Genomic DNA, 26,373 nt, shown 5'->3' with positions numbered 1-26,373 from the left:
CGCGGTGGGCGTGGCGTCACTTTTGGCATTTTTTACTCGTCAAAAAGCAAAATGTCAGCATGATATGCTGATTTATTCGCTGGGTGAGCATTCAGATTTTTTGCATGACTATTCCGCCAGCGTCAGTGCCGCCTTGTGATGGCCTGGCGTGGATATACGGATAACCTGCTGAGCATGCAGGAAATAAGCTAAAGGTATTGGCTGGTTGATATTTTTCTTTTCGCCCGGGTTTATTCACTACGTGAAATTTCGCTTTTATCGATTTGTTTATCTTATTTATTGCCAAATATAGCTGATGGTATATCCGCAATTATTGAAAGGCTGGAAATAAATAATCGTATCAATTAAACTAGCGCCGTAATCTTTGTTTCATTTGCTATTTGGGAATTTTTTGAATTATATGTCATTACTATTAGAGAAATTGAATAATATCCGTTCACTCCGCGCCATGTCCCGTGAATTCTCCATTGACGTGCTTGAAGATATGCTGGCAAAGCTAAGGACCGTCACTGAAGAAAAACGTGCTGAAGAGCAGGCTGCTCAGGCACTGCGGGCAGAACATCAGGAGAAACTAAATACCTGGCTGGAATTAATGATTGCTGATGGTATTACGCCTGAACAATTAGTGGGCCACAATAGCGCTTCCTCGAAAGGCAACAAAAAGCGCCAGCCGCGTCCGCCTAAATATCGTTTTACCGATCATACCGGCGCCGAGAAAACGTGGACCGGGCAGGGACGTATGCCGAAGCCGCTTGCGAAAGCGGTGGCTGAGGGAAAATCCCTTGATAGTTTCCTGATCTAATCGTTAAAACGGTGGGGAAACCCACCGTTATCGTTACCCGGCTTAATCAGCATACGCCAAAATCGCCGTCTTCTTTATATGCCGTCACATCGGCTGCCTTCAGCGTATATTTCTCGCCCTGCTCGTTGTTTGCCTGAACGGCAATAATGCGATCGTCCTCGACTTCAACGACTTTAAGTTTTGGCCCACCCGCGCGCGGTTGTACCAGGTCACCGACTGAAAACATACTGCTTCTCCTGTGTGCTGATAAATCTTTCGCTGACAATAACCATAGCTCAGCAAAAGCGTTACCAACAACTGAGCAAAAGAGGTAGAGGCTAGCGGCGGTTCCACGGCATCAAAGCCAAAAGACGCGCCATACCGCAAAAACCGGTGATCCCGGCGAAGGTTAATCCGGCGCCGACGAAGGCGCTAAGCAGAAAAAAGCCGCTGTTAAAAGCGTAACCTAAAGCGACGCCAAGCAAGATCAGAACCCCGGCGACGATCTGGACCTGGCGCATCAGCGGCAGCGGCTGAGATTTATCCTCTTTCACCGGCAGACCCGCCGCTTTCCACGCCTGAATTCCGCCAGCCAGCAGCTTTGCCTGCGCCGGTGCGGCGGCCTGCGCCAGACGGGCGGCATTATTCTGCGTGCGCGAACCCGCCTGACAGTGAAAAACGATCGTCTCTTCAGGGCTGGCGCGCAGCGCCGCGCCATTCGTCAGGGTTGCCAGCGGCACGAGTTCCGCGCCGGGAATATGCTCGCGGGCGTATTCATCGGCATCGCGGATATCGATCAGCCGCGCGCCGTGGTTGATGAGGGCCCGGGCTTCGGCAGGAGAAAGAGTAGCAATAGTCATAAACGCTCCTTAAGGGCAATAGATTGACTTCAGCGTGGTGACGATGTGCCGAACCGCTGGCCGGGTAATGAAGTAGTGGATGCGCTGTGCCTGACGTTCGCAGCCGATCAGGCCTTCATCGCGCATTCGCGCCAGATGCTGGGAGGTTGCGGAGGGGCTCAGCCCGGTGATGCGCGCCAGTTCGCCGGCGCTGGTGCCCGGCGCATCGCATAGCATGCACAGAATCAATAGCCTACTGGGGTGGCTCATGGCTTTCAGCAGCGCGGCGGCTTCCCCGGCGCTGGCCTGTAGCTGTTCGGGTGTATTCATTTATTTTAGTCTTTTCTAAATTTAGTAAAGTCTAAAATAAAAAGCCGCAGTGCGCCAGCACTGAATGCTGCAGTGACAAAATGGCGCGGCTGAAACCTGGTAACGGTAATGACGGTAATATGGCCGCTGCGCTTCACGCCGCGAGCGAATCAGAAGCGGCTTCCGCGACGAGCGGCGCGGCGATACAGCGTGCTGCGCGCGACGCCTAAAGCCTGCGCGGCCTTACTGATATTGCCGTTATAGCTTGCCAGCGTATCGGCAATCAGCTGCGCATCGTGCTGCTGAAGCCCACGCGGCGGGCGGGGGGCGGGCGAACTTCGGTATTCCTGGGGCAAATCACCCACTGCCAGCGTTTCACCCTCTTCGGCGAGCGCCAGCAGTACCCTCATCAGGCTTTGCAGCTGGCGGACGTTGCCTGGCCAGGGCTGAGTCGCCAGGTGTTGCACAAGCGCCGGGCCCAGCGCGACGCGACGCTTTTCTCCGCCAAGATCGCGCCACAATCGCTGGATAAACGCCGGGAGTTCAGGCCACTCGCGCAGCGGCGGCAGCGTCAGAGCAAACTCGCGCAGGCGGTAGAGCAGATCTTCGCGGAAGGTACCTTCGGCGACGCGCTGCGCCAGGTTGCGGTGGGTGGCGCAAATCACAGCGAAGTTAACCGGCGAGCTCCGGCTGGCGCCAAGCGGCGTGACCTCTTTCTCCTGTAAGATCCTCAGCAGCCGGGTCTGCAGCGTTAACGGCATATCGCCGATCTCGTCAAGAAACAGCACGCCGCCGTCGGCCTCGCGAATTTTGCCGATATAGCCGTTTTTGTTTGCGCCGGTAAACGCCCCGGGCTGGTAGCCAAACAGCTCGGATTCAATCAGCGATTCCGGAATGGCGGCGCAGTTGATGGCGACGAACTTGCCGCCGCTCCAGCGGCTGTGCCGGTGCAGGGTGCGGCTGACGTACTCTTTGCCGCAGCCGGTTTCGCCTTCGATACACAAACCGATCCCGGCGTTAAGCAGACGCAGCAGCTTCTCCCCTTCGCGCTGGCTGGAGAAGAGCAGATCGATACCTGGGCGTGGGGTCACCGCGACGCTTGCGGTAGCGGGCGCGCGCAGACGGTAATAGTAGTGCCGATCCCCGGCGGCGAGCGGCAGCGGTATGCTGACGGCGGTTTGCCGCAGCCGTGGAAAAAGCTGCTGGAAGGTGAGATGGCCGAACTGTTCTGCGTTGAGCGAGAATTCGCGCATCGCCAGCCGGTTGGCGGCCGTCAGAACCGCATCCGTAAACACCAGCAGCAGTTCGTCGACGCCGTCGAGTTTCTCCGGCTGAGGATGCAGGCTCATCAGCCACTGCTGCGGATGCAGACTCTGCTTAAACCACAGATATTCTATTTGCTTCGCGGCGCCTTTCACCCACGACAGCGTTCGCGCGTGCGGATAGTGCGCCGGGCCGGAGATATCCAGCACCCCGGCGATATTGCCATCGGGGCTTTGCAGCGGCACGGCGGCGCAATAAAGTCCCCGGTTGCTGGTCAGGAAATGCTGGCGGCCATCGATTTCGCAGCTGTCGTCAATCGCCAGCGCGGTGCCAATGGCGTTGGTTCCGCGTCCGCTTTCGCTCCACAGATTGCCCGGCGCTAAAGCGAAGCGCTGCGCTTTCTGCATGGCGTGCGTATCGCCAAAGGTTTGCAAAACCAGACCGCTGGCGTCGGAGAGAACCACGACGGATTGCAGGTCGTTGACTTTGCGGGAAAGCGCATTGACGACCGGCTGGGCCAGCGTTTGCAGGCGGCTGTGGCTGGCGAGCCTCTCGGCCAGTTCGCTGGCGTGCAGGCGAGGGAAGTCATCCGTGGCGGGGTCGAGGCCATAGCGCTGGCTGCGGCACCAGGAGTCGCTCAGCAGCGGACTCGCTTCGATCTCTGGCGTCAGGGCAAACGGATTTCCTGGCACGGGACACCTCGTGGTTTTATTTGTGTTGCAATATTGTAGCTATAAGGTTTTTGTAGTGTTGCGATTTGCGACACATAAGAGACATTCCGTGCGACAGAACGAAAAGTGAATTTATTAAATAATTGAAAATAAATAATTATTTTAAACCTGGAAAAATGGCATAACCCCTGCAATGGAGGAGAGGCGCAGCGAGCAGCCGTACAAAACTAATACGCCGCTGCGCTTCAACCCTACATGAAGGAGATTCGCGATGCGTTATGCACATCCTGGCACGCCGGGCGCTTTGGTTGCACTGAAGTCAGCCTACGGTAACTTTATTGACGGTAAATTTGTCGAACCGATCGGCGGTGAATTCTTTATGAATACCTCCCCGGTCGACGGTAGCAACATCGGGCAGTTTCCGCGTTCTGATGCCAAAGATATCGACTTCGCCCTTGATGCGGCGCACCGGGCCGCCGACGCCTGGGGTAAAACGTCGGCTCAGCATCGCGCGAATCTGCTGCTGCAGGTTGCCGACCGTATTGAAGCCAATCTGGAATATCTGGCGGTGGCGGAGAGCTGGGATAACGGCAAGCCGATCCGCGAAACCCTTAACGCCGATCTGCCGCTGGCGGTCGATCACTTCCGCTATTTCGCCGGCTGCCTGCGCGCGCAGGAGGGAAGCACGGCGGAGATTGATGAAACGACGGTGGCTTACCATTTCCATGAGCCTCTCGGCGTGGTCGGGCAAATAATTCCGTGGAACTTCCCGCTGCTGATGGCCGCCTGGAAGCTGGCTCCGGCGCTGGCGGCTGGCAACTGCGTGGTACTTAAACCGGCGGAGCAGACGCCGCTTAGCATTACGCTGCTGCTGGAGATTATTGGCGATCTGTTCCCGGCGGGCGTACTTAACGTGGTGCAGGGTTTTGGCAAAGAGGCGGGCGAAGCGCTGGCAACCAGTAAACGCATCGCCAAAATCGCCTTTACCGGCTCCACGCCGGTAGGCCGGCATATTATGGCCTGCGCGGCGGAAAATATTATCCCCTGTACCGTTGAGCTGGGCGGGAAGTCGCCGAATATCTATTTTGCCGACGTGATGGAAGGCGAAGAAGAGTATATCGAGAAGGCGGTAGAGGGCCTGGTGCTGGGCTTCTTTAACCAGGGCGAGGTCTGCACCTGCCCGTCCCGCGCGCTGATTCAGGAGTCTATCTACGAGCCCTTTATGGCGCGGGTCATGGATAAGGTAGCGCAAATTCGCCGCGGCGACCCCTTTGATACCGACACGATGATCGGCGCGCAGGCGTCGCGTCAGCAGTTCGATAAGATCCTTTCCTATATTAAGATCGCCCGCGATGAAGGCGGTAAGATCCTGACCGGCGGCGAACGCGCCAGTATCTCTGCCGAACTGGATAACGGTTTCTATATTCAGCCGACGCTGATTCAGGGGCGCAACGATATGCGCAGCTTCCAGGAGGAGATCTTTGGCCCGGTTATCGGCGTCACCACCTTTAAAGATGAAGCCGAGGCGCTGTCTATTGCTAACCAGACCCAGTTTGGCCTTGGGGCCGGGGTGTGGACGCGGGATACCAATCTGGCCTATCGCATGGGGCGCGGCATTAAGGCCGGCCGAGTGTGGACCAACTGCTATCATATTTACCCTGCGCACGCCGCGTTCGGCGGTTACAAACAGTCCGGCGTAGGGCGCGAAACCCATAAGATGGCGCTTAACGCCTATCAGCAGACGAAGAACCTGCTGGTGAGCTACGGCACGGCGCCGCTGGGTCTGTTCTGATCGGCGCCCTCAGCTATTTATTTTAGTAAAACCCGCAATCTTCAGCACGGATTGCGGGTTTATTATTCCACAAAGAAAGTGCTGTTATTCGTTTTGCCTTCCTTACTTTCACATGAAATACCCTTGCCATTGATATCCCCTATATATAATTACTCAGGTGATTATTGTTTATTTGGTTACGAAAATAAGATTAAAACCAATCTAGGATTTATCCTAATATTGTGTAAATTCACGGTCCGCTCACAGAATGATTGCCGAAAAATCGCGGTAAATTTAAGTGTGATTGTTAAATTACACTGTCTGATGTTGATTTTTAATGTTGTTGTCTCGTGATTTTTGGTTGCGTTAATTAACAAACAGAGCAATGTTTTGAATATTATTTTCATATGTAAAATAAAACAGCATTTCATTAACATAACAAAATATTGCGAATTGTAATGGGTAAGGATATTATTTATTTGTTCCCTTAATGAATGGTTTATCAATTACGCCGAAGTAACTTTCTTTTTAATAAAAGAGTCAAATAAGCAGCTCAGATTTTTTGCTGCCTGCTATCCTGCGGACGGAACGCGAATATTATTAACATGGAGGATCTGTACGCAGATTTGTACGAGGCTTAAGCCCTCGCGCTCAATCTGTCGAAAATATAAGTTAGAGATGAGATGAATAATGAAAACGCAATTTCGTATTATGGCAATGTTTGTCGGTGCTCTGGTTTCCGCTAGCGCATTATCCAGTCCTTCACAACCGGCCAGTTCAGCAATGACCGTTAACCCCGGTTCTAATGCGGGAACCCAGGGCACGGGCGGCCAGGTAGAATTTACCGGCTCCATTACTGACTCCTCCTGTAATGTCGATAGCACCAGCGCGAACCAAAGCGTCGATCTGGGGAAATGGGCGAGCAGCTATTTTACCGGCGCTGGTTCTGAAACGACGAAAACCGCCTTCCACATCAAAGTAAAAGATTGTCCTTCCACCGTTACCACCGTCTCGGTACTGTTTGACGGTACCCGCGATACCAACAATAGCGATCTGCTGGCGATTAACGGTACCGCAAGCGGGGTGGCGATAAAGCTTTACGAAGACGACAAGTCAACGCCGGTTGATCTCGGCGCCGTGTCACGCGGCCACAGCGTTACCGCTGGCGCGAGCGGGGCGGCGACAGGTACCGCCGATCTGGAATTCTTTGCCGACTATGTCTCAACCAGCGCGGTTTCCGCCGGTTCTGCCAACGGTACGGCCAACTTCAATATGGTTTACAACTAATACCCTAAAAGCGGGTAAAGCTGCGGTTATTCATGGCTTCCCAGACCGAGCCGCCGCCTGGCTGAAATACGGGCTGCAGCATTACTGCAAATTTTTTATCAGCTTCAGGTCGTGATACCCGCTTTTATTATTCCCGGACGGTAGTCATTATGAAACGAACGATCGCCGCGATAGCCTTTTTATTGCTATCAACTGCGGCACAGGCCGGTATTGTCATGGGAGGAACCCGTGTTGTTTATCAGGAAGGGAAACGTGAAGCCGCAATATCGGTCACCAACGCGGATACTCATTCACCTTATCTGGTGCAATCGTGGGTGGAAAACTATGCGGAAAACAATAAAAGCCGCGTGCCTTTTATTGTGACGCCGCCGCTTTTCCGTCTCGATCCCGAACAGCAGAACGTATTGCGTATTAACTATATTGGCGGAACGCTGCCCACCGATCGCGAATCCGTTTTTTGGCTCAACGTAAAAAGCATTGCGCCCACGAAAAAAGATGAAGTGAATAAGCTTCAGGTTAATATTAAATCAAAATTTAAGATTTTCTATCGTCCGAATGGTCTCCCGGGGGAGCCTGCCGATGCATGGCGCAAGGTGACGTTTAAAATCGAAGGTTCCAGACTGGTTGCCCAAAACCCGACGCCCTATTTTGTCTCCTTTTTTGTTATTTCGGTTGGCGCGACAGACATTCCTGAACCCGGCATGATTGGCCCCCTTGACCATAAAGAGTGGCCGATTACTCATTCCGGGGTAGTTAAATGGCGCGCTATTAATGACTTCGGTGGTATTACGGATTACGCGCAACAGTAATTATTTTGCTTCGCCTGGTCGGGATATTGTGAAAAATAACACTTCTGATATGACTTCCGTTTATTCGGCGATCGCGGCGCCAACCGGCGGGATTTTCTTATTGCCGACGGCGATTTTTCTGCTGTGCCAAAGCGGTATCGCGCGGGCGGAGGACTACTTTGATCCAGCGGCATTAGAATTTGCCAATCCGCAGCAAAAGACCGCTGATTTACACTATTTTGCTAAATCAGGCGGCCAGCAGCCCGGGACATATCCGGTCAGCATCTGGGTAAATAACCAGGAAATAGCCCAGAGCGAGGTGACATTTGTCGACAGCAACGGCGCGCTGCAGCCGCAGTTAACCCCGGCGCAGCTGGCGGAATATGGCGTCAACGTCAGCGCTTTCCCGGCGTTTAATACCCTGCATGAGGGAGAGCCGTTCACCCACATCGAACGCTATATCCCCGATGCCAGCAGCCGTTTTGACTTTGCCACTCAGCGCCTGAACTTAAGCATTCCCCAGGCGGCAATGAACGTGCAAAGCCGCGGGTACGTCGATCCGGCGCGCTGGGATGAGGGGATTCCGGCGGCGTTTGTTAACTACAACCTGACCGGGTCGCAAACCCGGCAGTCGGATGACAACAGCCGCTCCAGCTACCTGAATTTACGCAGCGGAGTGAACTTTGGCGCCTGGCGACTGCGTAACGTCTCGTCGATGGAGTATGACCGGACCCGGCGCTGGAATTCACAGAGCACCTGGCTGCAGCGCGACCTGAAGTCACTCAAAAGCCTGCTGCGGATGGGCGATACCTTTACGAGCGGCGACGTTTTCGACAGCGTGCAGTTTCGCGGCGTCCAGCTGATGTCCGATGATGAAATGCTGCCGGATAGCCAGCGCGGCTTCGCCCCGACGATCCGCGGGATGGCGCACAGCAATGCGAAAGTCACCATCTCCCAGCATGGCTACGTTATCTATGAAACGTTCGTTTCGCCGGGGGCGTTCGCCATAAGCGATCTCTATCCGACGGCGCAAAGCGGCGACCTCGAAGTCCAGGTAAAAGAGAGCGACGGTTCGGTGCGGACCTTTACCCAACCCTTTTCAGCCGTACCGTTTATGCTGCGCGAAGGACGGGTGAAATTCAGCCTGAGCGCCGGGCGCTACCATTCGGGGCAGAGCCGGACGCCATCGCCGACGTTTTTACAGGGGACGCTATTTTATGGGCTGCCGGCTGAGTTCACGCTCTACGGCGGTAGCCAGCTGGCGCAGGATTACCAGTCCTGGGCGCTCGGCGTCGGACGCGGCTTTGGCGAGCTGGGCTCGCTTGGGGGCGATGCGACATGGGCCAACACCACGACGCCGTCGGGAAAGCGCTCGGCGGGCCACTCGCTGCGCGTGCAGTACCAGAAGGATTTTGCCGGAACCGGCACCTCATTTAGCCTCGCCAGCTATCGCTACTCTTCTGGCGGTTATTACGACTTTAGCGAGGCCAACGCGCTTGAGAGCCGCAATGGTCTCGTGGACAACAAGCGCAGCCGCGAGGAAATCTCTGTATCGCAGGCGTTTGGCGGTATGAGCAGCCTGGCGATTTCCGCCTGGTCGCAGGAATACTGGCACCGCCAAAGCCGCGATGAAACAATCCATCTCGGATTCTACAGCGCCTGGCGAGGCGTTTCGTGGGGCGTGGGTTATTACTACACCCAGTCTTCCGATCGCCAAAAAGCCGATCGCTCGTGGTCCTTCAACCTGAGCATTCCGCTTGGCGGCCCGCTTGCCGAGAGCGCGATTAGCTACAGCACCACCTCCGGCAATAACGGACGCACCTCGCAGCAGGCGTCGCTGTATGGTTCGATTCCGCGTAATCCCAATCTCTATTATTCCCTGCAGCAGGGCTACGCTAACGGCGGCCAGGGGAGTAACAGCAGCGCATCGCTAGATTACCATGGCGGCTACGGAACCGCGCAGCTCGGCTATCGCCAGGATAGCGCAAGCCATCAGCTGACCTGGGGCGCATCGGGCTCCATCGTCGCCCATCCTCATGGCGTGACGCTGGGGCAGACCGTCGGCGAAAGCTTTGCCATCGTACGCGCGCCGGGAGCCGCCGATGTGGCGATTCAAAACGGCAGCAACGTGCACACCGACTGGCGGGGGTATGCGGTGGTGCCCTCGCTGACGGCGTATCGCAAAAACACCATTACGCTCGATACCGAATCGCTGGCCGACGATGCCGATGTTGAGCTGGAAGGACAGACGGTGATCCCCGGCGGCGGGGCGGTGGTGCAGGCAAACTATCAGACCCATATCGGCAACCGCGTACTGTTTACGCTCAGCGACAGCCGCGGCCCGCTGCCGTTTGGTGCCAGCGTTCGCCTGCGTAAGGCTGAAGACGAGCAAGGCGCGGCTCCGGGCGGCATGGTGGCCGATGGCGGGCAGGTCTATCTGAGCGGTATCCCGCAAGAAGGGACGCTTGATGTCGCCTGGAACGCCGACAATATCTCGCGGAAATGCGCGCTGCATTTCCATCTTACCGATACCGTACAGCAGGGGCAGAGTCCGGTAAAAACCGTCTCTGGCGTCTGCCAGTAGGTCAGCACAGAGGTGATTTTGCGCATAGTATCGTTTTTATTGCTGCTAATGGCCGGGATTTATAGCCACGGCGGGTGGGCGGAAACCTGCAAAGTGGATATCGGTCAGATGACCGTTAACGTCCAGAATATCAAGTACCTGCCTACGCTGCCGCTGAATACGCAGATGACCAGCGTGATGGCGGATAACGGCAGCGGAATTCATTTCACCTGCGATCTTCAGCTGCCGAAAGCGGCGGCTAAACGTCTGGTGTATCGGCAGCTTAAAACCGCCTCATCGCCCCTGTCGATCGGCGGCCAGCACGTTTTTCCCTCCGCGCTGGACGGCATGGGCTACACGTTGGGTTTTCAGTGCAGCGGCGGCGCCATTCGCGTGATTGATGGCAGCCATGCGGCCGGTAGCGCGGAGTCCGTGACGGTTTGCGACAGCAATGAAATAGCTAACCTGCTGACGCAGCAGCAGATTGTGGTGAAAGTCTTCGTGACGTTTTATAAGACCGGCGAGGTCGCCCTGGCCAGCGGTAACCACGCTAACGTTCCGGCGCAGCCGCAGATTGGCGAACTGACTATTCAGCAGCAGGCCGACAGCAGTGCCGCTTTTGTCGCCAGCCCGCCGGTCACTCTCGATATGGCCGCGCTGAATGTCGATATCGGCAGCAGCGGCAGCTGTCAGGTCTCAACCGCGAATATTCACGTCAGCCTCGGCGCGGTAAATAAAGCGGAGTTTAAAGGCAAAAATACCGTCGGCGGCAGCGCCAGGAGCTTCTCCATTCCGGTCTTCTGCTCCACGCCGACCGATATCCGTATTGGTTTTTTTGGCGTGACGACGCAAACCGGGGGAACGGATACCCTGGCGCTCAGCAAAGACAATGCCTCCGCGAGCGGGGTGGGCGTCAGGCTCACCTACGGCAATAACAGCGCCCCGGCGCCGGCAGCCGGAACCGGCGTCAAAATTAACGAGGCCAGCAACTTACCTGTGCTCAAGCGGATTACCGCCAGCAGCGCCGGCGCGGCGGAAAATATCAACTTCAACGCCCAGTACGTACAGACGGATGACGCGGTAACCGCCGGCACCGCCAATAGCATGGTGACGTTTGCGCTGGAGTATAACTGACCGTCGCTTTCGCGCTGTGGCTCACAAAAAAGAGATGTCATAACGATTTTTCGCACGGTGAGCGGATCGGTACGCTATCAATGATCGAGAGATTAAGCGGCTGGCCGGGAGTACTTTTGTGCGGGAAAATCGAAAATGAAAATCGCCTTTGGTGATCTTAAGCCTCTATTGCAGGCGCAGCGCGTTTTTGTCGGCGGGCAGAAGCTGGTCTGCGCCCACGCCTTTTACCGTGATGATCTGCCGATCGACGTACCGGAAAATTTAGCTACCGAGGCCTATACCACCTACTGGGGGCGCTGCGGCGAACGGCTGGCCTCACTGGGCGCTTTTAGCTATACGCGAACCCTGCTGCCGGCGCTCATCAGGGTAGGGCGCTACACCTCGATTGCCGATCGGCTCCAGGTGCTGGGCGACCGGCATCCGCTGGAGTGGGCCAGCGCCAGCCCGGTTTTTTATGCCCATCACTCCGGCGTGATGGCGACGCTGGCGGCCGACAGCGGCAGGCCCAACCAGTTTTACCCTTTTGAGAAAACACCCCGGCCAATCACCATCGGCAACGATGTGTGGATTGGTCAGAATGTCACCCTGGCGCAGGGCATCACGATTGGCGATGGGGCCGTTATTGCCGCCAACGCGCTGGTGGTCAAAGACGTCGCGCCGTACGCTATCGTCGGTGGTAATCCGGCGAAGGTCATCCGCATGCGCTTTAGCGAGGCGATTATCGCGCAGCTGCTGGCGCTACGCTGGTGGCGTTACTCTGCCCAGGATATTGCCGCTTGTCCGGTTAATCAGGTTGAACGCTTTTGCGAGCTGCTCGCCGGGCGCGCCGCCGAAGGGACGCTGTCCGCTTTTTCGCCGCCGGTATTGACGGCGACCATGATTAAAGATTTTATGGCGAATAAACAGAACCCGCTGCGCAGCGCGGTTTAATCAAAAGCGGTTCACATTAGGACAAGGATATAAAGATGAAGTTGAAGTCAGGTCTTGCTTTCATCATTGCCGCCATCGCCTTTGGCGCCCAGGCGCGCGACATGAACAGCATCCAACAAAGCGGCGAACTTAAAGTCGGTGTGCCGGGAGACTACGCGCCGCTGGCGTTTCACAATAAAGCCGGAGAACTGCTGGGCTACGATGTGGATATGGCGAAAGATCTCGGCAAGCGGCTTGGCCTGAAGGTGCGCTTCGTGCCGACCAGTTGGCCAACGCTCTCCGCCGATCTGCAGGCCGATAAGTTTGATATCGCCATGGGCGGGGTGACGGAAACCGCGGCGCGGGCGAAGGATTTCGCGTTAAGCCAGCCGGTGGTGCCGAACGGCAAGATTGCGCTGGCTAACTGCGCGTCGGCGCCAGCCCTCGGTAGCCTGGAAAAAATCGACCAGCCGAACGTGAAGGTGGTAGTGAATCCGGGGGGAACCAACCAAAGCTTTGTCGATGAACATATCAAGCATGCGCAAATTATCCGGGTGAAAAACAATATCGATAACCTTGAAGCGCTGCGGCAGAAAACGGCGGATATGATGGTGACCGACCTGATTGAAGGCGTCTATTACCAGAGCAATGAACCGGGCGTATTCTGCGTGGCTAACGAGACGCCGTTCCCGGGCACCGCCAGCTTTAAAGTCTACATGATGAATAAAGATAACCCGCAGCTGCTCGAGAAGGTAAACCAGTGGCTGGCCAGCCAGGATAAAAATGTGCTTAAGCAGAAGTGGCGCATTCATGACCAGGTAAAACCATAGTGCAATAAAGGTTTTCTATGCGGGTTTGGCGGAAGATAATCAGCGCATCGGGTTTTCCGCCAGCACATCGTGAAGCAGCCAGTCATAAAACACCGTCACTTCCGGACGCATGACCGCATGCTGCGGCGTCACGATGTAGTAGGACCAGGTGAGCGGCCAGCGGCGGGCGGGCTGTAGCTGGACGAGCTGCCCCGTGGCGAGGAGCTGTTTTACCAGCGCCCGGCGGACGAGGGCGACGCCGCGCCCGCTGAGGGCGGCAAGGATAACCGCCGACGTTGAGTCGATATGCATTCCGCTATCGCGCGCCGTCGGGGCCTGAGCCGCGGCCAGCACATCCTCCCATGAGGGAAAGCTGGCGCCGGGATGCGGCGTATCATCATGAATTAGCTTTTGCGCCGCCAGCCAGTCGCCGCAGGCGATTTTTTCTGCCGGGACGATAAGCGGGCTGTACACCAGCACCGCCTCCTCATCCATCAGCCAGGTTTTATCGACCCCGGGCCAGTCGCCGCGGCCGCAGCGAATGCCTAAATCCGCTTCGCCGTGGGCCACATCCATCAGCTTTTCCGTAACGTTGAGGCGCAGGTCGATATTTTCATGGGCGGCGGAGAAGCGATTTAAGCGCTCCATCAGCCAGTTCATCATCAGCACCTGCGAGGCGGTGATCACCACCACCGAACGCGCCCGGCGGCCGCGAAGCTTATTCAGCCCGCTCTCCAGCTTATCCAGTCCCTGCGTAATATCCTGCAGCGCTTCCTGGGCCTCGCTCACCAGGGTCAGACGCGCTTTACCGGCACGGGTGCGGTGCAGCAGCGGATGGCCGACCCACTCTTCCAGCGCCCTGACCAGTTGCCCGACGGCGGCGGGGGTGACCCCCAGCTCGCGCGCCGCGCCGGTAAAGCTGCCGTGGCGGGCGGCGGCTTCAAAAGCGTGAAGCCATTTCAGTCGGTTAAGCGATCGCATGCTGGATATCCCTCAGTCAAATTTCGCCCCAGTATAGGCTATCAAGATAGATTTTCTTTGCTGCAGGACTATTTCTTCTCATTCGTCAGCGCGGTTGTGGACAGGCATGCTGAGGCCATACAAGCAAACGTGAAGAGGTGAATGATGAATACGACGTTTATGGGAAAAAAACTGCTCGTGGTTGGCGGAACCAGCGGTATGGGGCTGGCGACGGCCAAACGGGTGGTGGAGAATGGCGGCAGCGTGGTGCTGGTGGGCAATCGCCGGGAAAAGGCCGAACGGGCGCGCCAGGCGCTGGCGGCAGCGGGGAAGGTAGATGTTATCGTCGCTGACCTGACGAGCGAGGCCGGTATGCAGCAGGTTATGGCGAACATCAATGCAGAGCATCAGGATATCAGCCTGCTGGTCAACGCCGCCGGCGTCTTCTTCCCGAAGCCGTTTATCGAACATGAAATGGCCGATTACGATCGGTATATGCATCTCAACCGCGCGACGTTTTTTATCACCCGCGAGGTGGTGCGCAATATGCTGGCCAACGGCATCAAAGGCTCGATTGTGAATATCGGGTCGATGTGGGCGCAGCAGGCCATCGGCGCGACGCCGTCCTCGGCATACTCCATGGCGAAGGCGGGGCTGCATGCGCTGACGAAAAACCTGGCGATTGAGCTGGGCGGCAGCGGTATTCGCGTCAATGCGGTATCCCCGGCGGTGGTGCATACGCCAATCTATGAAGGCTTTATTCCTGAAGAGGATGTGAAGGCGGTGATGAATAGCTTTGACGGCTTCCATCCCATTGGCCGCGTCGGCACGCCTGATGATATCGCGCAGACCGTCGCTTTTCTCCTCAGCGAGAGCACCCGCTGGGTGACCGGCGCGGTTTGGGATATTGATGGCGGCGTGATGGCTGGTCGGAATGCCTGATTACGTTCATTATGTCAGTCAGGGTATTGGCATAACCAAAACGAATTCAGGATAAAAAGAGTCCATGAGCGCTGAGATAACGCTGCCCGTCGGGCAGCAAAACCAGAATATTATTCGCCTGGCGACGGCACAGGCGCTGGCGGGGGCAAACTCGGTGGTGTTTTACGCCACCGGCGCGATTGTTGGCAACGCCATCGCGCCCTCTCCGACGCTGGCAACGCTGCCTGTGACCATTTTTGTGCTGGGTATGGCCGCCTGCATACTGCCGTTTGGCGCACTGGCCAGAAGGCGCGGACGCAAAACGGTCTTTATGACCGGCACCGGGGCCGGCGTGTTGACGGGAGTACTGGCTGCGCTGGCGGTGGTGCTCGGTTCGTTCTGGCTATTCTGTATCGCGGCCTTTTTCGGCGGCGCCTATGCGGCGGTGGCGGTTTCTTTCCGCTTTGCCGCCACCGACGGCGTCAGCGGCGAGCGGCGCGCCCGGGCGCTCTCCCTGGTCATGGGGGGCGGCGTGGCGGCGGGGGTTATCGGCCCGATGCTGGTGACCGGCACCATGAATCTGTGGCCATCGCACACCTTCGCAATGACCTTTATCGCTCAGGGACTGGTGGCGGCGCTATCGGCGCTGGTCTTGCTGGGGGTAAAAACCGCCGCGCCGGTGGCGCAGACCCAATCTGGCGGGCGTCCACTGGGCGAAATCGTACGCCAGCCGGGGTTTTCCCGGACGGTCTTCAGCGGCGCAATCTCCTATATGGTGATGAACTTTCTGATGACCGCCGCGCCGCTTTCCATGCACATGCACGGTATCCCGCAGCAGGCGTCGAATCTGGGCATTCAGTGGCACGTGATCGCCATGTACGGCCCCGGATTTTTTACCGGCAAGTTGATTAATCGCTTTGGCGCCCGGCGTATTAACGCCGCAGGGTTGATTCTGCTGGTGCTGTCGGTGATGGTTGGCCTCGCCGGTATCGACGTTATGCACTACTGGCTGTCGCTCATCCTGCTCGGCATTGGCTGGAACTTCGGCTTTACCGGCGCGTCGGCGCAGATTATGGATTTTCACCGCCCGGAAGAGAAAACTCAGGTGCAATCGCTGAACGATTTTATTGTCTTCGGGGTCATGATGATTGGCTCGTTTTCCTCCGGCGCATTGATGAATCTCTTCGGCTGGAATGCCGTGCTGTGGGGTTCGCTGGCGCCGGTTGTGGTTGCGCTGGCGGCGCTACTGGTGGGGGGAAGGGCAGCCCAGAGGGTCTAACTTTTGCGTGATTTAACGCGCAAGCGCACGATATCGCGCATGGCGCGAATCAGGGGTTCTTTGCTGCGGCCGCGGCGGAAAATCAGCGAAAAAGGCGCTTGATAGCCATATTCCGTCGGCAGCAGTGCGCGCAGCTTATGCGATTGCACCCATGGCAAAGCGTAGTGTTCCGGCAGATAGCCGACGTATTTGCCGGACAGAATCAGCATCAGCTGCGCTTCCATACTTTCCGCGCTTGCGACGCTCCGCTTAAAGCCCTTACGCCCTAAATCGCTGCTGCTCCAGTAGCTGCGGGTGACCATTCGCATCTCGGAAATCAGTGCTTCCGTCGGATGTTTAAGGGTAAATAGCGAGTGTTTGTCGCCGCAATAGAGCCAGTTTTGTTCGCGATAGAGCGGATGGGACACCACGCTATTGGCCTGCAACGAGAAGGTACCGATGGCAATATCCAGTTCATTGTTCAGTACGCCCTGCAAAAGCGCGTTCGGGCTTTTGACCTGTAAATTGATATGCACCCGCGGGAAACGTTCGCTAAATGTGGCGATGATGTCGCTCATCGGCAGCATCGGGTCGGTAATTGTTGAATCGATCACTCCAAAGTTAAAGATCCCGGTTTGTTCGCCGCGTAGCGTCGCCGTATTGCGCTCAAAATCCTCCATTGAATTCAGCAGGTCGATGCTTTGCTGGAGTACGGTTTCCCCTTTTTCGGTCAGAGAAAAACCGCCCCTGCCGCGACGGCAGAGGATGATCCCAAGTTTCTCTTCCAGTTCGCTCATATAGTTGCTGATAGCCGAAACTGTCAGGTTGAGCTCCTGCTGCGCATTGGCGTAGCCCTGGTATTTCGCTACGGTAATAAACACGTGTAACAGCCGCAGATTGGGAAATTTTCCAACTGACATAAAGGGGATACTCCGCTGTAAGCTCCGGTTTTGTTGTTATTTTTCTAAACTAATTTTTTGGCTTTGACTATTTTTTCTCTATTCCCCGTTCAGCAGTATGTCTTCATCGCCCAATAAGCCATGGAGACACCGCAATGACTACCGCAACAGAAAAAAACTATCCGCAGCCGCAGGACGGTGAAATCCCGCGCTTTAGCGGATTGCCGACTTTTTTCCGCCTCCCTTTCGCACCGCAGGCCGCTGAGCTGGATATCGGCATCGTAGGCGTGCCGTGGGACGGCGGAACAACAAACCGTGCGGGAACTCGCCACGGGCCACGCGAGCTACGCAATGCCTCAAGCCTGGTGCGTCGGATCCACCAGACTACCCGCCGTTCTCCCTATGATTACGCCCGCGTTGGTGACCTGGGGGATGTGCGTATCAATCCGGTTGATATGCAGGATAGCCTGGCGCGCATTGAGGCCTGGTATCGCGCCCTGGCTGAACAGCAGGTGATGCCTTTAACCGCTGGCGGCGACCATCTCACCACGTTGCCGATTTTACGCGCGCTCGGACGGGATAAACCGCTGGGAATGATCCATTTTGATGCCCACTCGGATACCAACGACAGTTATTTCGGCGGCGAGCGCTTTACCCACGGTACCCCGTTTCGTCGTGCGGTAGAAGAGGGGGTTCTCGATCCACGGCGTACGGTACAAATTGGTATTCGCGGCGCGCTGTTTTCCGCAGATGAACACTGCTGGGCGGAGGAAAACGGCATCACCATCATTCGCATGGAGCAGGTGGACGAGCTGGGTATTGACAAGGTGATGCAGCGGGCGCGCGCGATTGTCGGCGAGCAGCCTACCTATATCAGCTTCGATATCGATGTCCTGGATCCGGTCTATGCGCCAGGTACCGGAACGCCGGAAATTGGCGGTATGACCACGCTGCAGGCGCAGCGCTGCGTTCGTCAGCTTGCGGGATTGAATCTGATTGGTGCCGACGTAGTGGAAGTCTCGCCGCCCTTTGATCAGGGCAATCTCACCAGCCTGACCGGCGCGACCATGATGTTTGAACTCTTGTGCCAGCTTGCCGACGCCCATCATTGGCGCATTTCTCTATAAATAACGAGGGAGCCTTATGATGAAAAGAAATCTCTCATTGCGCTATCTCGCCACTACGCTGGTTCTGGCATCGGGACTTGTCCCGGCGGCCAATGCGGCGGACGCCACCCTGACGCTACAGCTGGCGGATACCAAATTCAGCAGCTTAATCCTCGGCGCGCTATATCACACCGGAGCGTACCCGGCAGGCGGATGCGATCCCCTATGCCAAAACCGGGGCCAATATTATGGTGCGCAGCTTATCAGACAATATCATCCACCACGCCGCCATCAACGCGTAGCGCCGCACCTGACGTCGCTGAAGCCTGTGTCGAGCAGACGTAAACCACCATATTGGCAACTTCTTCCACCGTGGCCGCGCGCTGAATCACCGAGCTTGGGCGGTTCGCCATCACGAACTCTTTTGCCAGCTGTTCCAGCGATTTCCCGGTTTTCGCGACTTCATCTTTCATCATCTCAGCAAAGCCATCAGAGATAGTTGGCCCCGGCAGCACGCTATTGACCGTGACGCCGCTTCCGGCGACAAACTTCGCCAGCCCGCGGGCCAGCGACAGCTGAGCGGTTTTAGTCACGCCGTAATGAATCATATCCGCCGGAATATTACGTGCCGATTCCGAAGAGATAAACACCACCCGACCCCAGCCTTGCTGCACCATAGCCGGTAGCAGGGCACGGGAAAGACGCACTCCGGACATCACGTTGGTTTGCCAGTAGTTTTCCCAGGTTGCATCATCGGTTTCATAGAAATCCTGCGGGCCGTAAATACCGGCGTTATTCACCAGAATGTCGACCCCGCTCACCGCCTGCACCAGCAAATTGACGCCCTCAGCGCTGCTTAAGTCGGCGATCGCCGGACGCGTTGTTGCGCCGGGAACCGCATTTTGCAAACGGGCGAGGGCCGCGCTCACGCTACGCTCGCTGCGACCATTAATTATCACTTCCGCGCCGCTGGCCGCCAGACCTTTGGCGATGGCGAAACCAATACCGCCGGTAGAGGCGGTGACCAGTGCGACTTTCCCCGATAAATCAATATTCATGCTGACAGCCTTATTTTTTGTCGGACAGACCATTAAGCGTAGCAGCGGATATGAGACTATTGACGTTTTCGGGCTTAATAACCGCTCTGTTTGTTCACCAGGTTTTTCAGCGGCAGCGCCTGCCGCAGCCGCTGGATGTTGTCCAGCAGCTGGCGGGCAATCACCTCCGTCTGCGCGATGGAGGCCATATGCGGAGTGATAACCACCTGCGGATGTTGCCATAGCGGGTCTTGCTGGGGCAGCGGCTCGACGGGGAAGACGTCAAGCAGCGCGCCGGAGAGCTTGCCGCTATCCAGCGCCTCGAGCACGTCCCGATTCACCATATGCTCGCCGCGGCCGCAGTTAATCAGCGCCGCACCGTCGGGCAACTGCTGCAGTAAAGGATGGGCGAGGATGCCTCGCGTCTGCTCGGTTAACGGCAGGACGTTGATCAGCGCATCCAGTTGGCCAAGGAATTCGCCGGCCTGCGCCTCCCCGTGGTAGCAGCGCACGTCGGTAAGGGCTTTTTCGCTACGCGCCCAGCCGGAAACCCGATACCCCAGCCCGGCCAGCTGCGAGGCGATATAGCCGCCAATTTCGCCGAGGCCCATGACGCCAACGTGATAATCGGCTGCCGCTCGCTGCGGATACATTTTCCAGACGCGCTCGCGCTGGTGGGCCAGCGCCCGGTCAAAGCGCCGCTGAAACCACAGCACGCCCCACAGCGCGTATTCAAACATACCGTGACGAAAATCTTCATCCACCACCCGACAGAGCGGAACGTCGCTGGCGAAAACGCTGGCGGGCAAATGGTCGACGCCGGCGGACGCGGCCTGGATCAGCTTCAGCTGAGGCGAGCGCGCCAGCAGCTGCGGGTCGGGAAACCAGCAGCAGGCGCATTGCGCCTCGCGGGCGGCGGGGTCCTCTGGCAGAACCGCTTTCACTTGCGGAAACAGCGCGAACGCGGCGCAAATTTCCTCGCTGTACTGAGGATCGTTACAATCCACGACGATGGTTAACTGAGTCATAGGCATTAGCTTTTATAAGAAGTATCAAGACGATCGAGGCGGCGTAGCCACGCCTGCCACACCAGCTGGCGTTCATGTTCAACCCCCATCAGCTGCTCGCAGGCGTGTCGGCTCAGCGGCTCAGGTATCGTATGAATGGGGCTGAGCGGTGCCAGCTGCGCGGCGGCCATCTGGATCTCGCAGGCGCGGTTCAGGTAGTACATGATATAAAACGCATCGGCGACGGTGCGCCCGACCGACAGCAGGCCGTGGCTTTGCAGGATCATGGCGATGTTCTCGCCGAGCGAGCGTTGGATCCGCACCCGTTCATCGAGATCGAACGCCACGCCTTCATAAGGATGGTAGCCGACGCGTTGATAAAATTCGGTGCTGATTTGGTTAAGCTGCAGCAGCCCGTCTGCGCAGGCGGCAACCGCCATCCCCGGCAGCGTATGGGTGTGGATCACGCAGTGGGCGTCTTCGCGGGCCATATGGACCGCGCTATGAATCGTAAAGCCCGCCGAGTTCGCCGGGGCGCTGCCTTCGACGACCTTACCCTGCATATCGACCACGATTAAATTGCTGGCGGTGACTTCGTCAAACATCATGCCGAAGGGGTTAATCAAAAACCGCGGCTCGCCGTCGCCGGGCAGGCGTACGGAAAAGTGGGTATACAGCGTGTCTTCCCATCCGAAGAGCGCCGCCAGACGATAGGCGGCGGCCAGCTGCTGGCGTAGTTCCCGTTCAGTTGCCATTTATTGCACTCCCATAAATTCACGAATGCGGGTCAGCGACGGATCGGCGACATCGTTACGAATGCGCTGCGGCGGCATATCGCTCTGCACGACGCCGTTTTCCATCATCACCACCCGGTCAGAAATTGATAAGGCGAAGTCCATCTCGTGGGTCACGATAATCATCGTCATGCCTTCGCGGGCGAGGGACTGAATGACCTTCAGCACTTCGCCAACCAGTTCAGGGTCCAGCGCCGACGTGGGTTCATCAAACAGCATGATGTCCGGTTTCAGCGCCAGGGCGCGGGCAATGGCTACGCGCTGCTGCTGGCCGCCGGAGAGCTGGTACGGGTACTTTTCGGCGTGCGCCAGCAGACCGACGCGATCCAGCAGCCACAGCGCCTGCTCCCTGGCGGCGGCGCGGTCAAGCAGCTTGTGATAGAGCGGGGCGAGCATCACGTTATCCAGCACCGTGCGGTGGGGAAACAGGTTGAAGCCCTGGAACACCATGCCGATGCGGCGTACGCCCGCGCGCATTTGCTGTTTATCGACAACGGATGCGCCTTTCAGATAATCCTCGCCGTAAAGAATGATCTCGCCGCCGTCGATGCTCTCAAGGGCGTTAATCGTGCGGATCAGGGTGGTCTTGCCGGAGCCGGACGGGCCGATGATGCTGATCACCTCGCCGTTTTCCACTTTCAGGTCGATGCCTTTCAGCACGTGGTGCTGGCCCCAGGATTTTTCGATGGCATGGAGATCCAGCGCCGGCGGGTTGCCGCTGGCGGCCTGCGCTTTTTGCATCTGTACCGGCGGCTTCAGGTTCTGGCGCAGGGTTGCGCATTCACTCTCATTGAGCGTTTGCGGACGCTTACGTTGAATATCCAGCAGGTTTTCCAGCCCCCTGAACAGCCAGGTAAACACCGTCACCACCATGACGTAATAAACGGCGACCGCCAGCAGCGTCTCCATGACGAGGAAATTCTGCGCATACAGGCGCTGGCCGGTCAGCAGCAGTTCCGGCAGCGAAATCACCGACAGAATCGAGCTGAGTTTGATGATGGTGATGTATTCGTTAATCAGGGTGGGCAGGGAAATACGAAACGCCTGCGGGATAATAATTAAGCGCTGAACGCCGATAAAACTAAAGCTTAAGGCATGGCCGGCTTCGCTTTGCCCTTTGGCGACCGAAAGCAGTCCGCCGCGATGGATTTCCGCCATATAGGCCGCTTCGGTCACCGTCATTGATACCAGCCCGGCAATAAACGGAATGCCGAGCAGCGGTTGGGTGGCCGGAAACAGCTGCGGCAGGTTATAGACAAAGACCAGCAGGACCATCAGCGGCACGCTGCGAAAAAACCAAATATAGAGTTCGACGGGAACCTTCAGCCAGCGCGGGCCGGAGAGCTTAGCGCAGGCTAAAAGAAAACCTAATATCAGGCCAATAAACCAGGACAATGAACTGACGACAACTACGGTGACACACGCCTGCCAGAATGCCCCAACGCTAAATAATGAGAAAAAGTATCCCCAATCGAACTCCATACCGACTCCCGTTTCATTATTGTATTAGTTGATGCTTTCTAAGTTGTATTTCTTGATGATGGCGTCGTATTTGTCATTGGCTTTAAGGGTGGCTAACGTTGATTTAATGGCCTCGGCCAACTCGGTATTGCCTTTGGCGACGTAAATTCCCAGCGGCAGCGGATAGACCAGGCGGTTTGAGCTAATGGCCAGGCGACCGCGGCTTTTTTCGACGATAATTTGCGCCGCCGGGGCGATTTCTAACTGGGCGTTGATATTTTTCGACAGCAGGGCCTGGGAGGCTTCCGGCGCGGTCGGGAATTCCTGAATACTAATGGCCGGTTTGCCGTTTTTCAGACAGTACTCGTCGGAGTGCGTTTTCAGGCTCGAAACCCAGGCGGTACCCGCCTGCAGTCCCACCTTCACGCCGCACAGTTCGTCTTCCGTTTTCGGCTGAATAGTGCTGTTTTTTAGCGCAATGATTGACGCGCCGGACAGGGCATAAGGGATAGCGTCCGCCTGCTTCTGGCGCTCGGGCGTCACGTACATACCGGAGATCACCGCATCGTATTTTTTACCGATGCCTAAGATCAGACTGGTGAACTTCGTGTCGATAAGCTGCGGTTTGGCCTTCAGATGCTCGGCGATCAGCGCCGCGAACTCCGGGTCGATACCGACAATGTTGTTATTGCTGTCGTAGGACTCAAAGGGCGGATAGGTCACCTCCATCCCCACTTTAAATACGCCCTCGGTCAGCAGCTCTGCGGCCTGAGCCAGCGGTGAAAAACAAGCGGTGACGGCGATGGATAAAGCCACACGGCGCGAGAGTTTTTTTAGCGTTTTGTTCATCATTTATCCTCACGGGTTATTTACGGTTTTTTGCTGTGCTTGTTTTTTCAGATGACCAAAGGTGTTAGTGCCGCGGGCGCGTTCAGGGAGCTGGAGCTCGCCTCGGGTGACTTTCTCGCGCAGGTAGCGATAGGTCTGTAACGCCTGGCTCCACATATGCTCACCAATGCTCAGTTCTTGATACTCGCTGGCTTCGCCTGCCTCAAGGAAGCCCGGCAGCGGGCGGATCAGCGTGTGGTAGTCGCAGGCGAAGAACAGCGGGAAGGAGTAGCGCTCCTGCGGCACCTTGCGTACGCGGTGTGCAGTTGCAACAAATGTGCCAGCGCTCAGGACTTCGAGCATGTCGCCGATATTAATCACGAAAGCCTCTTCTCCGGTCGCGTTCTTCAGCGGCGGGGCGTCGATCCAGTCGCTATCTTCATTCAGCACTTCAAGACCCGGCTGGTCGGCGAGCAGCAGAGTGAAGCACTCATAGTCGGTATGTGCACCAATACCGGGAACGTCTTCGGCGCTGGCGTCAAAGGGGTAGTGGATCAGGCGCAGCTTCGACGGCGGGCAGGTGACCATCGACCTGAAATAGCCTTCCGGCAGGCCAAGGGCGAGAGCGAAGGCGTCAAACAGGCGATGTCCAAGGGCGAAGACCGCCTCATAGTAGGCCAGCACCCGGGATTTAAACGCCGGCACGTCCGGCCACTCGTTGGCGCCAATCAGCGGCGTTTTCGCCATGACGTACGGGTGGTCGTCAGTGGCCTGAAAGCCGATATCGAACGCTTCTTTGTGATCCGGCTTGCCGGAGCCGTAAATCTCTTCGCCTTCCGGAACGTAGCCTTTATGGCTTTTCGACTGTCCGATGTAGTACGCCATCTTGCGCTCCATCGGCAGGGCGAAAATCTCTTTGGCCGCCGCGCGGACCCCGGCAATCAGTTCAGGCGCGATGCCGTGGCCGGTAATGTAGAAAAAGCCGACTTCGCGGGCCGCCTGGCCGATAGCGTCGGCCACCGCCTGGCGTCGGGCGAGATCGTCGCAGGTCAGGTCGCTGATATCGATGGTCGGTAATTCAGTAAAAGAACTTTTTGCAGCGGTCATTTCTTCAGTTCCTTATTCAGTTAGCGAGGTGGATTCAACAAAATGCCGCTGTTCACGCTGGGCCATCCAGGCATTCAGCGACCACAGGTCGGCGACCGGAACGTTAGTAAACGGCAGGTGATGCAGGTAGCCATCGGGGCCAAACTCCGGCGTAAGGGTGGTTTGCTGGTAGCCGCGCCGGTTCTGCGATTGCCAGATCTGTTCCCAGAAGCGCTGTTGAAACTGCAGGGCCGACTGATATTCCGGCGCGGCGGGGTGCGGCACCTGCGGTCCCTGGTCGTAGCCGACGCGGGCCTGAATATGGTGAACCCGTTCGATAAAAGCGCTGAAGTCATCGCAGGGGTCATCCAGCAGGCGCTCGCTTACCACGATCCAGTGGCTGATATCGGCGGTAAAGCGCAGCTGCGGCAGCTGTTGAACGATCTCCAGCGTCAGCCACGGGCTATACAGCGACGTGGCGCGATGGGTTTCAAAGCTGCAGAACAGCTCATATTCGGCGGCGAGCTCATGCGCCCTGCCGAGAAAATCCACCTGCTGCGCCAGCGGCCAGCGGTCGTTACCGGCCAGCAGGTTTACGAAGCGCGGATTAAGCGCTTTTGCCGCCGCAAAACGTTCTTTTAAGCGCTCCAGGTGCTGCGCGGGCGTTTCGCTCTGAGCCGGAATGACGCCGCCGCCGCTGAAGACAATGGCGATATACTCCAGCGCGGACGCGTCGATGCGTTGGGCCAGCGTCCGCTGCTCTTCCACCGTCAGCGGAACCCGCGCTTCAATGCCGCAGCAGCCGACGCTTTTGAGTTCGTTGACCGTTTGCTGCCACGGGGTGGTGACGCCCCACAGCGTACGAAAGACGTTAAGCTGCATGGTTTTTCCTCTATGGGTATTTCACGCCGGGGAGAACGCAGAGCATTTCATACAGCAGGTTGGCGGCCAGCTGGGATGTGTTGCCGCTGACGTCGTAGGGAGGCGAGACCTCGACCAGGTCGCAGCCTATCAGGTTCAGGCCGCGGCAGCCGCGCACGATTTCCAGCGCCTGAATCGATGTCAGGCCGCCGACTTCCGGAGTGCCGGTGCCGGGTGCCCAGATGGGGTCGAGGCTATCGATATCAAAGCTGAGATAAACCGGGCCATCTCCCATCTGCTGGCGAACCTCGGCCATCAGCGGGGCCAGGGATTTGTGCCAGCACTGCTCCGCCTGGACCAGACGAAAGCCGCGATCGACGCCCCACTGGAAGTCGCCGGCGGCGTAGCCCTGCGCGCGTTGGCCTATCTGAACGACGCGTTTGAGGTCCAGCAGCCCCTCTTCGACGGCGCGGCGGAAGGTGGTGCCGTGGGCGATCTTTTCGCCGAACATTTCATCGTTGGTATCGGTGTGGGCATCGATGTGAATCAGCCCAACCGGACCGTGCTTTTTGGTTAGCGCGCGCAGTATGGGCAGGGTAATGGTGTGATCGCCCCCGAGAGTCAGGGGGATAAGCGGAAAACTATTCAAACCGGTGTAGTAATCTTCGATGATTTGCACCGATTTGAGCAGATTGTAGGTGTTAATCGGTACGTCGCCGATATCCGCTACCGACAGAGAATCAAAAGGCGCGGCGCCGGTGGCCATATTGTACGGACGAATCATCACCGATTCGGTACGAATGTAGCGCGGCCCGTAGCGCGTTCCGGAACGTTGTGAGGTCCCAATATCCAGCGGGATGCCGACAAATGCTGCATCAAGTCCCTGTAAGTTATCAATAAATGGCAGACGCATCATTGTGGCGCGGCCGCCAAAACGCGGCATTTCGTTGCCACCCTGCGGTTGATGAAAGACGTTATCCATTTCAGCTCCTGAATCTGACCAACAAAACTCAACAACTGGAATAGTGCGA

The 26,373-nt window shown here is 57.1% G+C and carries 25 protein-coding genes and 1 pseudogene; 12 read left to right on the top strand and 14 right to left on the bottom strand.

What is annotated here, in order from left to right:
- Positions 1-400 precede the first annotated feature (400 nt).
- Complete coding sequence (stpA, locus tag BWI76_RS22010) at positions 401-802, top strand: DNA-binding protein StpA (RefSeq protein WP_004135062.1); 402 nt, start codon at positions 401-403, stop codon at positions 800-802.
- Positions 803-848: 46 nt separating this feature from the next.
- Here the strand turns inward: stpA and BWI76_RS22005 are convergent, their stop codons facing one another.
- The 4 genes from BWI76_RS22005 to BWI76_RS21990 all read right to left on the bottom strand — a co-directional run bounded on the left by BWI76_RS22005 (position 849) and on the right by BWI76_RS21990 (position 3,884).
- Complete coding sequence (locus BWI76_RS22005; protein ID WP_004135063.1) at positions 849-1,028, bottom strand: hypothetical protein; 180 nt, start codon at positions 1,026-1,028, stop codon at positions 849-851.
- 91 nt (positions 1,029-1,119) lie between these two features.
- Entirely contained in the window at positions 1,120-1,641 is a 522-nt protein-coding gene (locus BWI76_RS22000; protein ID WP_064371622.1) for a rhodanese family protein, read from the bottom strand.
- 9 nt (positions 1,642-1,650) lie between these two features.
- Complete coding sequence (locus tag BWI76_RS21995) at positions 1,651-1,950, bottom strand: ArsR/SmtB family transcription factor (protein WP_004135065.1); 300 nt, start codon at positions 1,948-1,950, stop codon at positions 1,651-1,653.
- Between the two features lie 149 nt (positions 1,951-2,099).
- On the bottom strand, positions 2,100-3,884 hold the full coding sequence (locus BWI76_RS21990) for a sigma-54-dependent Fis family transcriptional regulator (protein WP_049089883.1): 1,785 nt from the start codon (positions 3,882-3,884) through the stop codon (positions 2,100-2,102).
- A 250-nt stretch (positions 3,885-4,134) separates the two neighbouring features.
- On the opposite strand from BWI76_RS21990, the gene BWI76_RS21985 reads away from it, so the two are divergent.
- From BWI76_RS21985 to BWI76_RS21950, 7 genes are all read left to right on the top strand, one after another.
- On the top strand, positions 4,135-5,655 hold the full coding sequence (locus tag BWI76_RS21985) for an aldehyde dehydrogenase family protein (RefSeq protein WP_004123921.1): 1,521 nt from the start codon (positions 4,135-4,137) through the stop codon (positions 5,653-5,655).
- 669 nt (positions 5,656-6,324) lie between these two features.
- Positions 6,325-6,921, top strand: coding sequence for a fimbrial protein (locus BWI76_RS21975; RefSeq protein WP_004135068.1), 597 nt, complete (start codon positions 6,325-6,327; stop codon positions 6,919-6,921).
- A 149-nt stretch (positions 6,922-7,070) separates the two neighbouring features.
- The gene (locus BWI76_RS21970) at positions 7,071-7,730 is read left to right on the top strand and encodes a molecular chaperone (RefSeq protein ID WP_049085037.1); all 660 of its coding nucleotides are present in this window, start codon (positions 7,071-7,073) and stop codon (positions 7,728-7,730) included.
- A 28-nt stretch (positions 7,731-7,758) separates the two neighbouring features.
- On the top strand, positions 7,759-10,293 hold the full coding sequence (locus BWI76_RS21965) for a fimbria/pilus outer membrane usher protein (protein WP_064371658.1): 2,535 nt from the start codon (positions 7,759-7,761) through the stop codon (positions 10,291-10,293).
- 48 nt (positions 10,294-10,341) lie between these two features.
- On the top strand, positions 10,342-11,406 hold the full coding sequence (locus tag BWI76_RS21960) for a fimbrial protein (protein WP_004135073.1): 1,065 nt from the start codon (positions 10,342-10,344) through the stop codon (positions 11,404-11,406).
- A gap of 135 nt (positions 11,407-11,541) precedes the next feature.
- Positions 11,542-12,336 (top strand): CatB-related O-acetyltransferase, encoded by a 795-nt coding sequence (locus BWI76_RS21955; protein WP_049085033.1) that lies wholly within the window; start codon positions 11,542-11,544, stop codon positions 12,334-12,336.
- A gap of 35 nt (positions 12,337-12,371) precedes the next feature.
- Positions 12,372-13,145, top strand: a complete 774-nt coding sequence (locus BWI76_RS21950) for a transporter substrate-binding domain-containing protein (protein WP_004135074.1) — start codon at positions 12,372-12,374, stop codon at positions 13,143-13,145.
- Positions 13,146-13,184: 39 nt separating this feature from the next.
- On the opposite strand, the gene BWI76_RS21945 is transcribed toward BWI76_RS21950, so the two are convergent.
- Positions 13,185-14,105 carry a LysR substrate-binding domain-containing protein gene (locus BWI76_RS21945; protein ID WP_064371621.1) on the bottom strand — a complete coding sequence of 307 codons (921 nt, stop codon included), beginning with the start codon at positions 14,103-14,105 and terminating at the stop codon, positions 13,185-13,187.
- Positions 14,106-14,249: 144 nt separating this feature from the next.
- On the opposite strand from BWI76_RS21945, the gene BWI76_RS21940 reads away from it, so the two are divergent.
- Positions 14,250-15,026: an SDR family NAD(P)-dependent oxidoreductase gene (locus tag BWI76_RS21940; RefSeq protein ID WP_004135077.1), complete on the top strand. Its 777-nt coding sequence runs from the start codon at positions 14,250-14,252 to the stop codon at positions 15,024-15,026.
- A 64-nt stretch (positions 15,027-15,090) separates the two neighbouring features.
- Positions 15,091-16,284 (top strand): MFS transporter, encoded by a 1,194-nt coding sequence (locus BWI76_RS21935; protein ID WP_004135079.1) that lies wholly within the window; start codon positions 15,091-15,093, stop codon positions 16,282-16,284.
- Here BWI76_RS21935 and BWI76_RS21930 read toward each other — a convergent pair.
- A complete protein-coding gene (locus tag BWI76_RS21930; RefSeq protein WP_004135081.1) occupies positions 16,281-17,183 on the bottom strand; it encodes a LysR family transcriptional regulator in 903 nt (300 codons plus the stop codon). The two genes, BWI76_RS21935 and BWI76_RS21930, sit on opposite strands and share 4 nt — an antisense overlap.
- Before the next feature lie 134 nt (positions 17,184-17,317).
- Here BWI76_RS21930 and speB (BWI76_RS21925) point away from each other — a divergent pair, with 134 nt between their 5' ends.
- On the top strand, positions 17,318-18,289 hold the full coding sequence (speB, locus tag BWI76_RS21925) for an agmatinase (RefSeq protein ID WP_004135083.1): 972 nt from the start codon (positions 17,318-17,320) through the stop codon (positions 18,287-18,289).
- 19 nt (positions 18,290-18,308) lie between these two features.
- Positions 18,309-18,519, top strand: a pseudogene (locus BWI76_RS28815) (ABC transporter substrate-binding protein); the annotation flags it as partial.
- A gap of 12 nt (positions 18,520-18,531) precedes the next feature.
- Here the strand turns inward: BWI76_RS28815 and BWI76_RS21915 are convergent.
- The 8 genes from BWI76_RS21915 to speB (BWI76_RS21880) all read right to left on the bottom strand — a co-directional run bounded on the left by BWI76_RS21915 (position 18,532) and on the right by speB (BWI76_RS21880) (position 26,324).
- Entirely contained in the window at positions 18,532-19,326 is a 795-nt protein-coding gene (locus BWI76_RS21915) for an SDR family NAD(P)-dependent oxidoreductase (RefSeq protein ID WP_004135085.1), read from the bottom strand.
- Between the two features lie 74 nt (positions 19,327-19,400).
- Positions 19,401-20,333: a 2-hydroxyacid dehydrogenase gene (locus BWI76_RS21910; RefSeq protein WP_004135087.1), complete on the bottom strand. Its 933-nt coding sequence runs from the start codon at positions 20,331-20,333 to the stop codon at positions 19,401-19,403.
- A gap of 5 nt (positions 20,334-20,338) precedes the next feature.
- Positions 20,339-21,067 carry a class II aldolase/adducin family protein gene (locus tag BWI76_RS21905; protein ID WP_004135089.1) on the bottom strand — a complete coding sequence of 243 codons (729 nt, stop codon included), beginning with the start codon at positions 21,065-21,067 and terminating at the stop codon, positions 20,339-20,341.
- Positions 21,068-22,588 (bottom strand): amino acid ABC transporter permease/ATP-binding protein, encoded by a 1,521-nt coding sequence (locus BWI76_RS21900; RefSeq protein ID WP_004135091.1) that lies wholly within the window; start codon positions 22,586-22,588, stop codon positions 21,068-21,070.
- A 24-nt stretch (positions 22,589-22,612) separates the two neighbouring features.
- Positions 22,613-23,416 carry an ABC transporter substrate-binding protein gene (locus BWI76_RS21895; protein ID WP_004135093.1) on the bottom strand — a complete coding sequence of 268 codons (804 nt, stop codon included), beginning with the start codon at positions 23,414-23,416 and terminating at the stop codon, positions 22,613-22,615.
- Between the two features lie 9 nt (positions 23,417-23,425).
- Positions 23,426-24,502, bottom strand: coding sequence for an isopenicillin N synthase family dioxygenase (locus BWI76_RS21890; protein ID WP_004135095.1), 1,077 nt, complete (start codon positions 24,500-24,502; stop codon positions 23,426-23,428).
- A gap of 12 nt (positions 24,503-24,514) precedes the next feature.
- Complete coding sequence (locus BWI76_RS21885; protein WP_004135097.1) at positions 24,515-25,363, bottom strand: sugar phosphate isomerase/epimerase family protein; 849 nt, start codon at positions 25,361-25,363, stop codon at positions 24,515-24,517.
- Between the two features lie 10 nt (positions 25,364-25,373).
- Complete coding sequence (gene speB, locus BWI76_RS21880; RefSeq protein WP_004135100.1) at positions 25,374-26,324, bottom strand: agmatinase; 951 nt, start codon at positions 26,322-26,324, stop codon at positions 25,374-25,376.
- Between the last annotated feature and the right edge of the window lie 49 nt (positions 26,325-26,373).

Origin of the sequence: Klebsiella sp. M5al (assembly GCF_002090195.1) — a bacterium.
GTDB lineage: Bacteria > Pseudomonadota > Gammaproteobacteria > Enterobacterales > Enterobacteriaceae > Klebsiella > Klebsiella grimontii.
Note: the sequence above shows the minus strand (reverse complement) of the source record. Positions and strands in the feature narration are given on the sequence as shown.

Coding starts and splice junctions, on each gene's coding strand:
- BWI76_RS21930 (WP_004135081.1), bottom strand. CDS start 17,183: ATGTCAGTTGGAAAATTTCCCAATCTGCGGCTGTTACACGTGTTTATT.
- BWI76_RS21900 (WP_004135091.1), bottom strand. CDS start 22,588: ATGGAGTTCGATTGGGGATACTTTTTCTCATTATTTAGCGTTGGGGCA.
- BWI76_RS21950 (WP_004135074.1), top strand. CDS start 12,372: ATGAAGTTGAAGTCAGGTCTTGCTTTCATCATTGCCGCCATCGCCTTT.
- speB (WP_004135100.1), bottom strand. CDS start 26,324: ATGGATAACGTCTTTCATCAACCGCAGGGTGGCAACGAAATGCCGCGT.
- BWI76_RS22000 (WP_064371622.1), bottom strand. CDS start 1,641: ATGACTATTGCTACTCTTTCTCCTGCCGAAGCCCGGGCCCTCATCAAC.
- BWI76_RS21945 (WP_064371621.1), bottom strand. CDS start 14,105: ATGCGATCGCTTAACCGACTGAAATGGCTTCACGCTTTTGAAGCCGCC.
- BWI76_RS21935 (WP_004135079.1), top strand. CDS start 15,091: ATGAGCGCTGAGATAACGCTGCCCGTCGGGCAGCAAAACCAGAATATT.
- BWI76_RS21940 (WP_004135077.1), top strand. CDS start 14,250: ATGAATACGACGTTTATGGGAAAAAAACTGCTCGTGGTTGGCGGAACC.
- BWI76_RS21905 (WP_004135089.1), bottom strand. CDS start 21,067: ATGGCAACTGAACGGGAACTACGCCAGCAGCTGGCCGCCGCCTATCGT.
- BWI76_RS21970 (WP_049085037.1), top strand. CDS start 7,071: ATGAAACGAACGATCGCCGCGATAGCCTTTTTATTGCTATCAACTGCG.
- BWI76_RS21915 (WP_004135085.1), bottom strand. CDS start 19,326: ATGAATATTGATTTATCGGGGAAAGTCGCACTGGTCACCGCCTCTACC.
- BWI76_RS21910 (WP_004135087.1), bottom strand. CDS start 20,333: ATGACTCAGTTAACCATCGTCGTGGATTGTAACGATCCTCAGTACAGC.
- BWI76_RS21985 (WP_004123921.1), top strand. CDS start 4,135: ATGCGTTATGCACATCCTGGCACGCCGGGCGCTTTGGTTGCACTGAAG.
- BWI76_RS21960 (WP_004135073.1), top strand. CDS start 10,342: ATGGCCGGGATTTATAGCCACGGCGGGTGGGCGGAAACCTGCAAAGTG.
- speB (WP_004135083.1), top strand. CDS start 17,318: ATGACTACCGCAACAGAAAAAAACTATCCGCAGCCGCAGGACGGTGAA.
- BWI76_RS21885 (WP_004135097.1), bottom strand. CDS start 25,363: ATGCAGCTTAACGTCTTTCGTACGCTGTGGGGCGTCACCACCCCGTGG.
- BWI76_RS21955 (WP_049085033.1), top strand. CDS start 11,542: ATGAAAATCGCCTTTGGTGATCTTAAGCCTCTATTGCAGGCGCAGCGC.
- BWI76_RS22005 (WP_004135063.1), bottom strand. CDS start 1,028: ATGTTTTCAGTCGGTGACCTGGTACAACCGCGCGCGGGTGGGCCAAAA.
- stpA (WP_004135062.1), top strand. CDS start 401: ATGTCATTACTATTAGAGAAATTGAATAATATCCGTTCACTCCGCGCC.
- BWI76_RS21890 (WP_004135095.1), bottom strand. CDS start 24,502: ATGACCGCTGCAAAAAGTTCTTTTACTGAATTACCGACCATCGATATC.
- BWI76_RS21895 (WP_004135093.1), bottom strand. CDS start 23,416: ATGAACAAAACGCTAAAAAAACTCTCGCGCCGTGTGGCTTTATCCATC.
- BWI76_RS21975 (WP_004135068.1), top strand. CDS start 6,325: ATGAAAACGCAATTTCGTATTATGGCAATGTTTGTCGGTGCTCTGGTT.
- BWI76_RS21995 (WP_004135065.1), bottom strand. CDS start 1,950: ATGAATACACCCGAACAGCTACAGGCCAGCGCCGGGGAAGCCGCCGCG.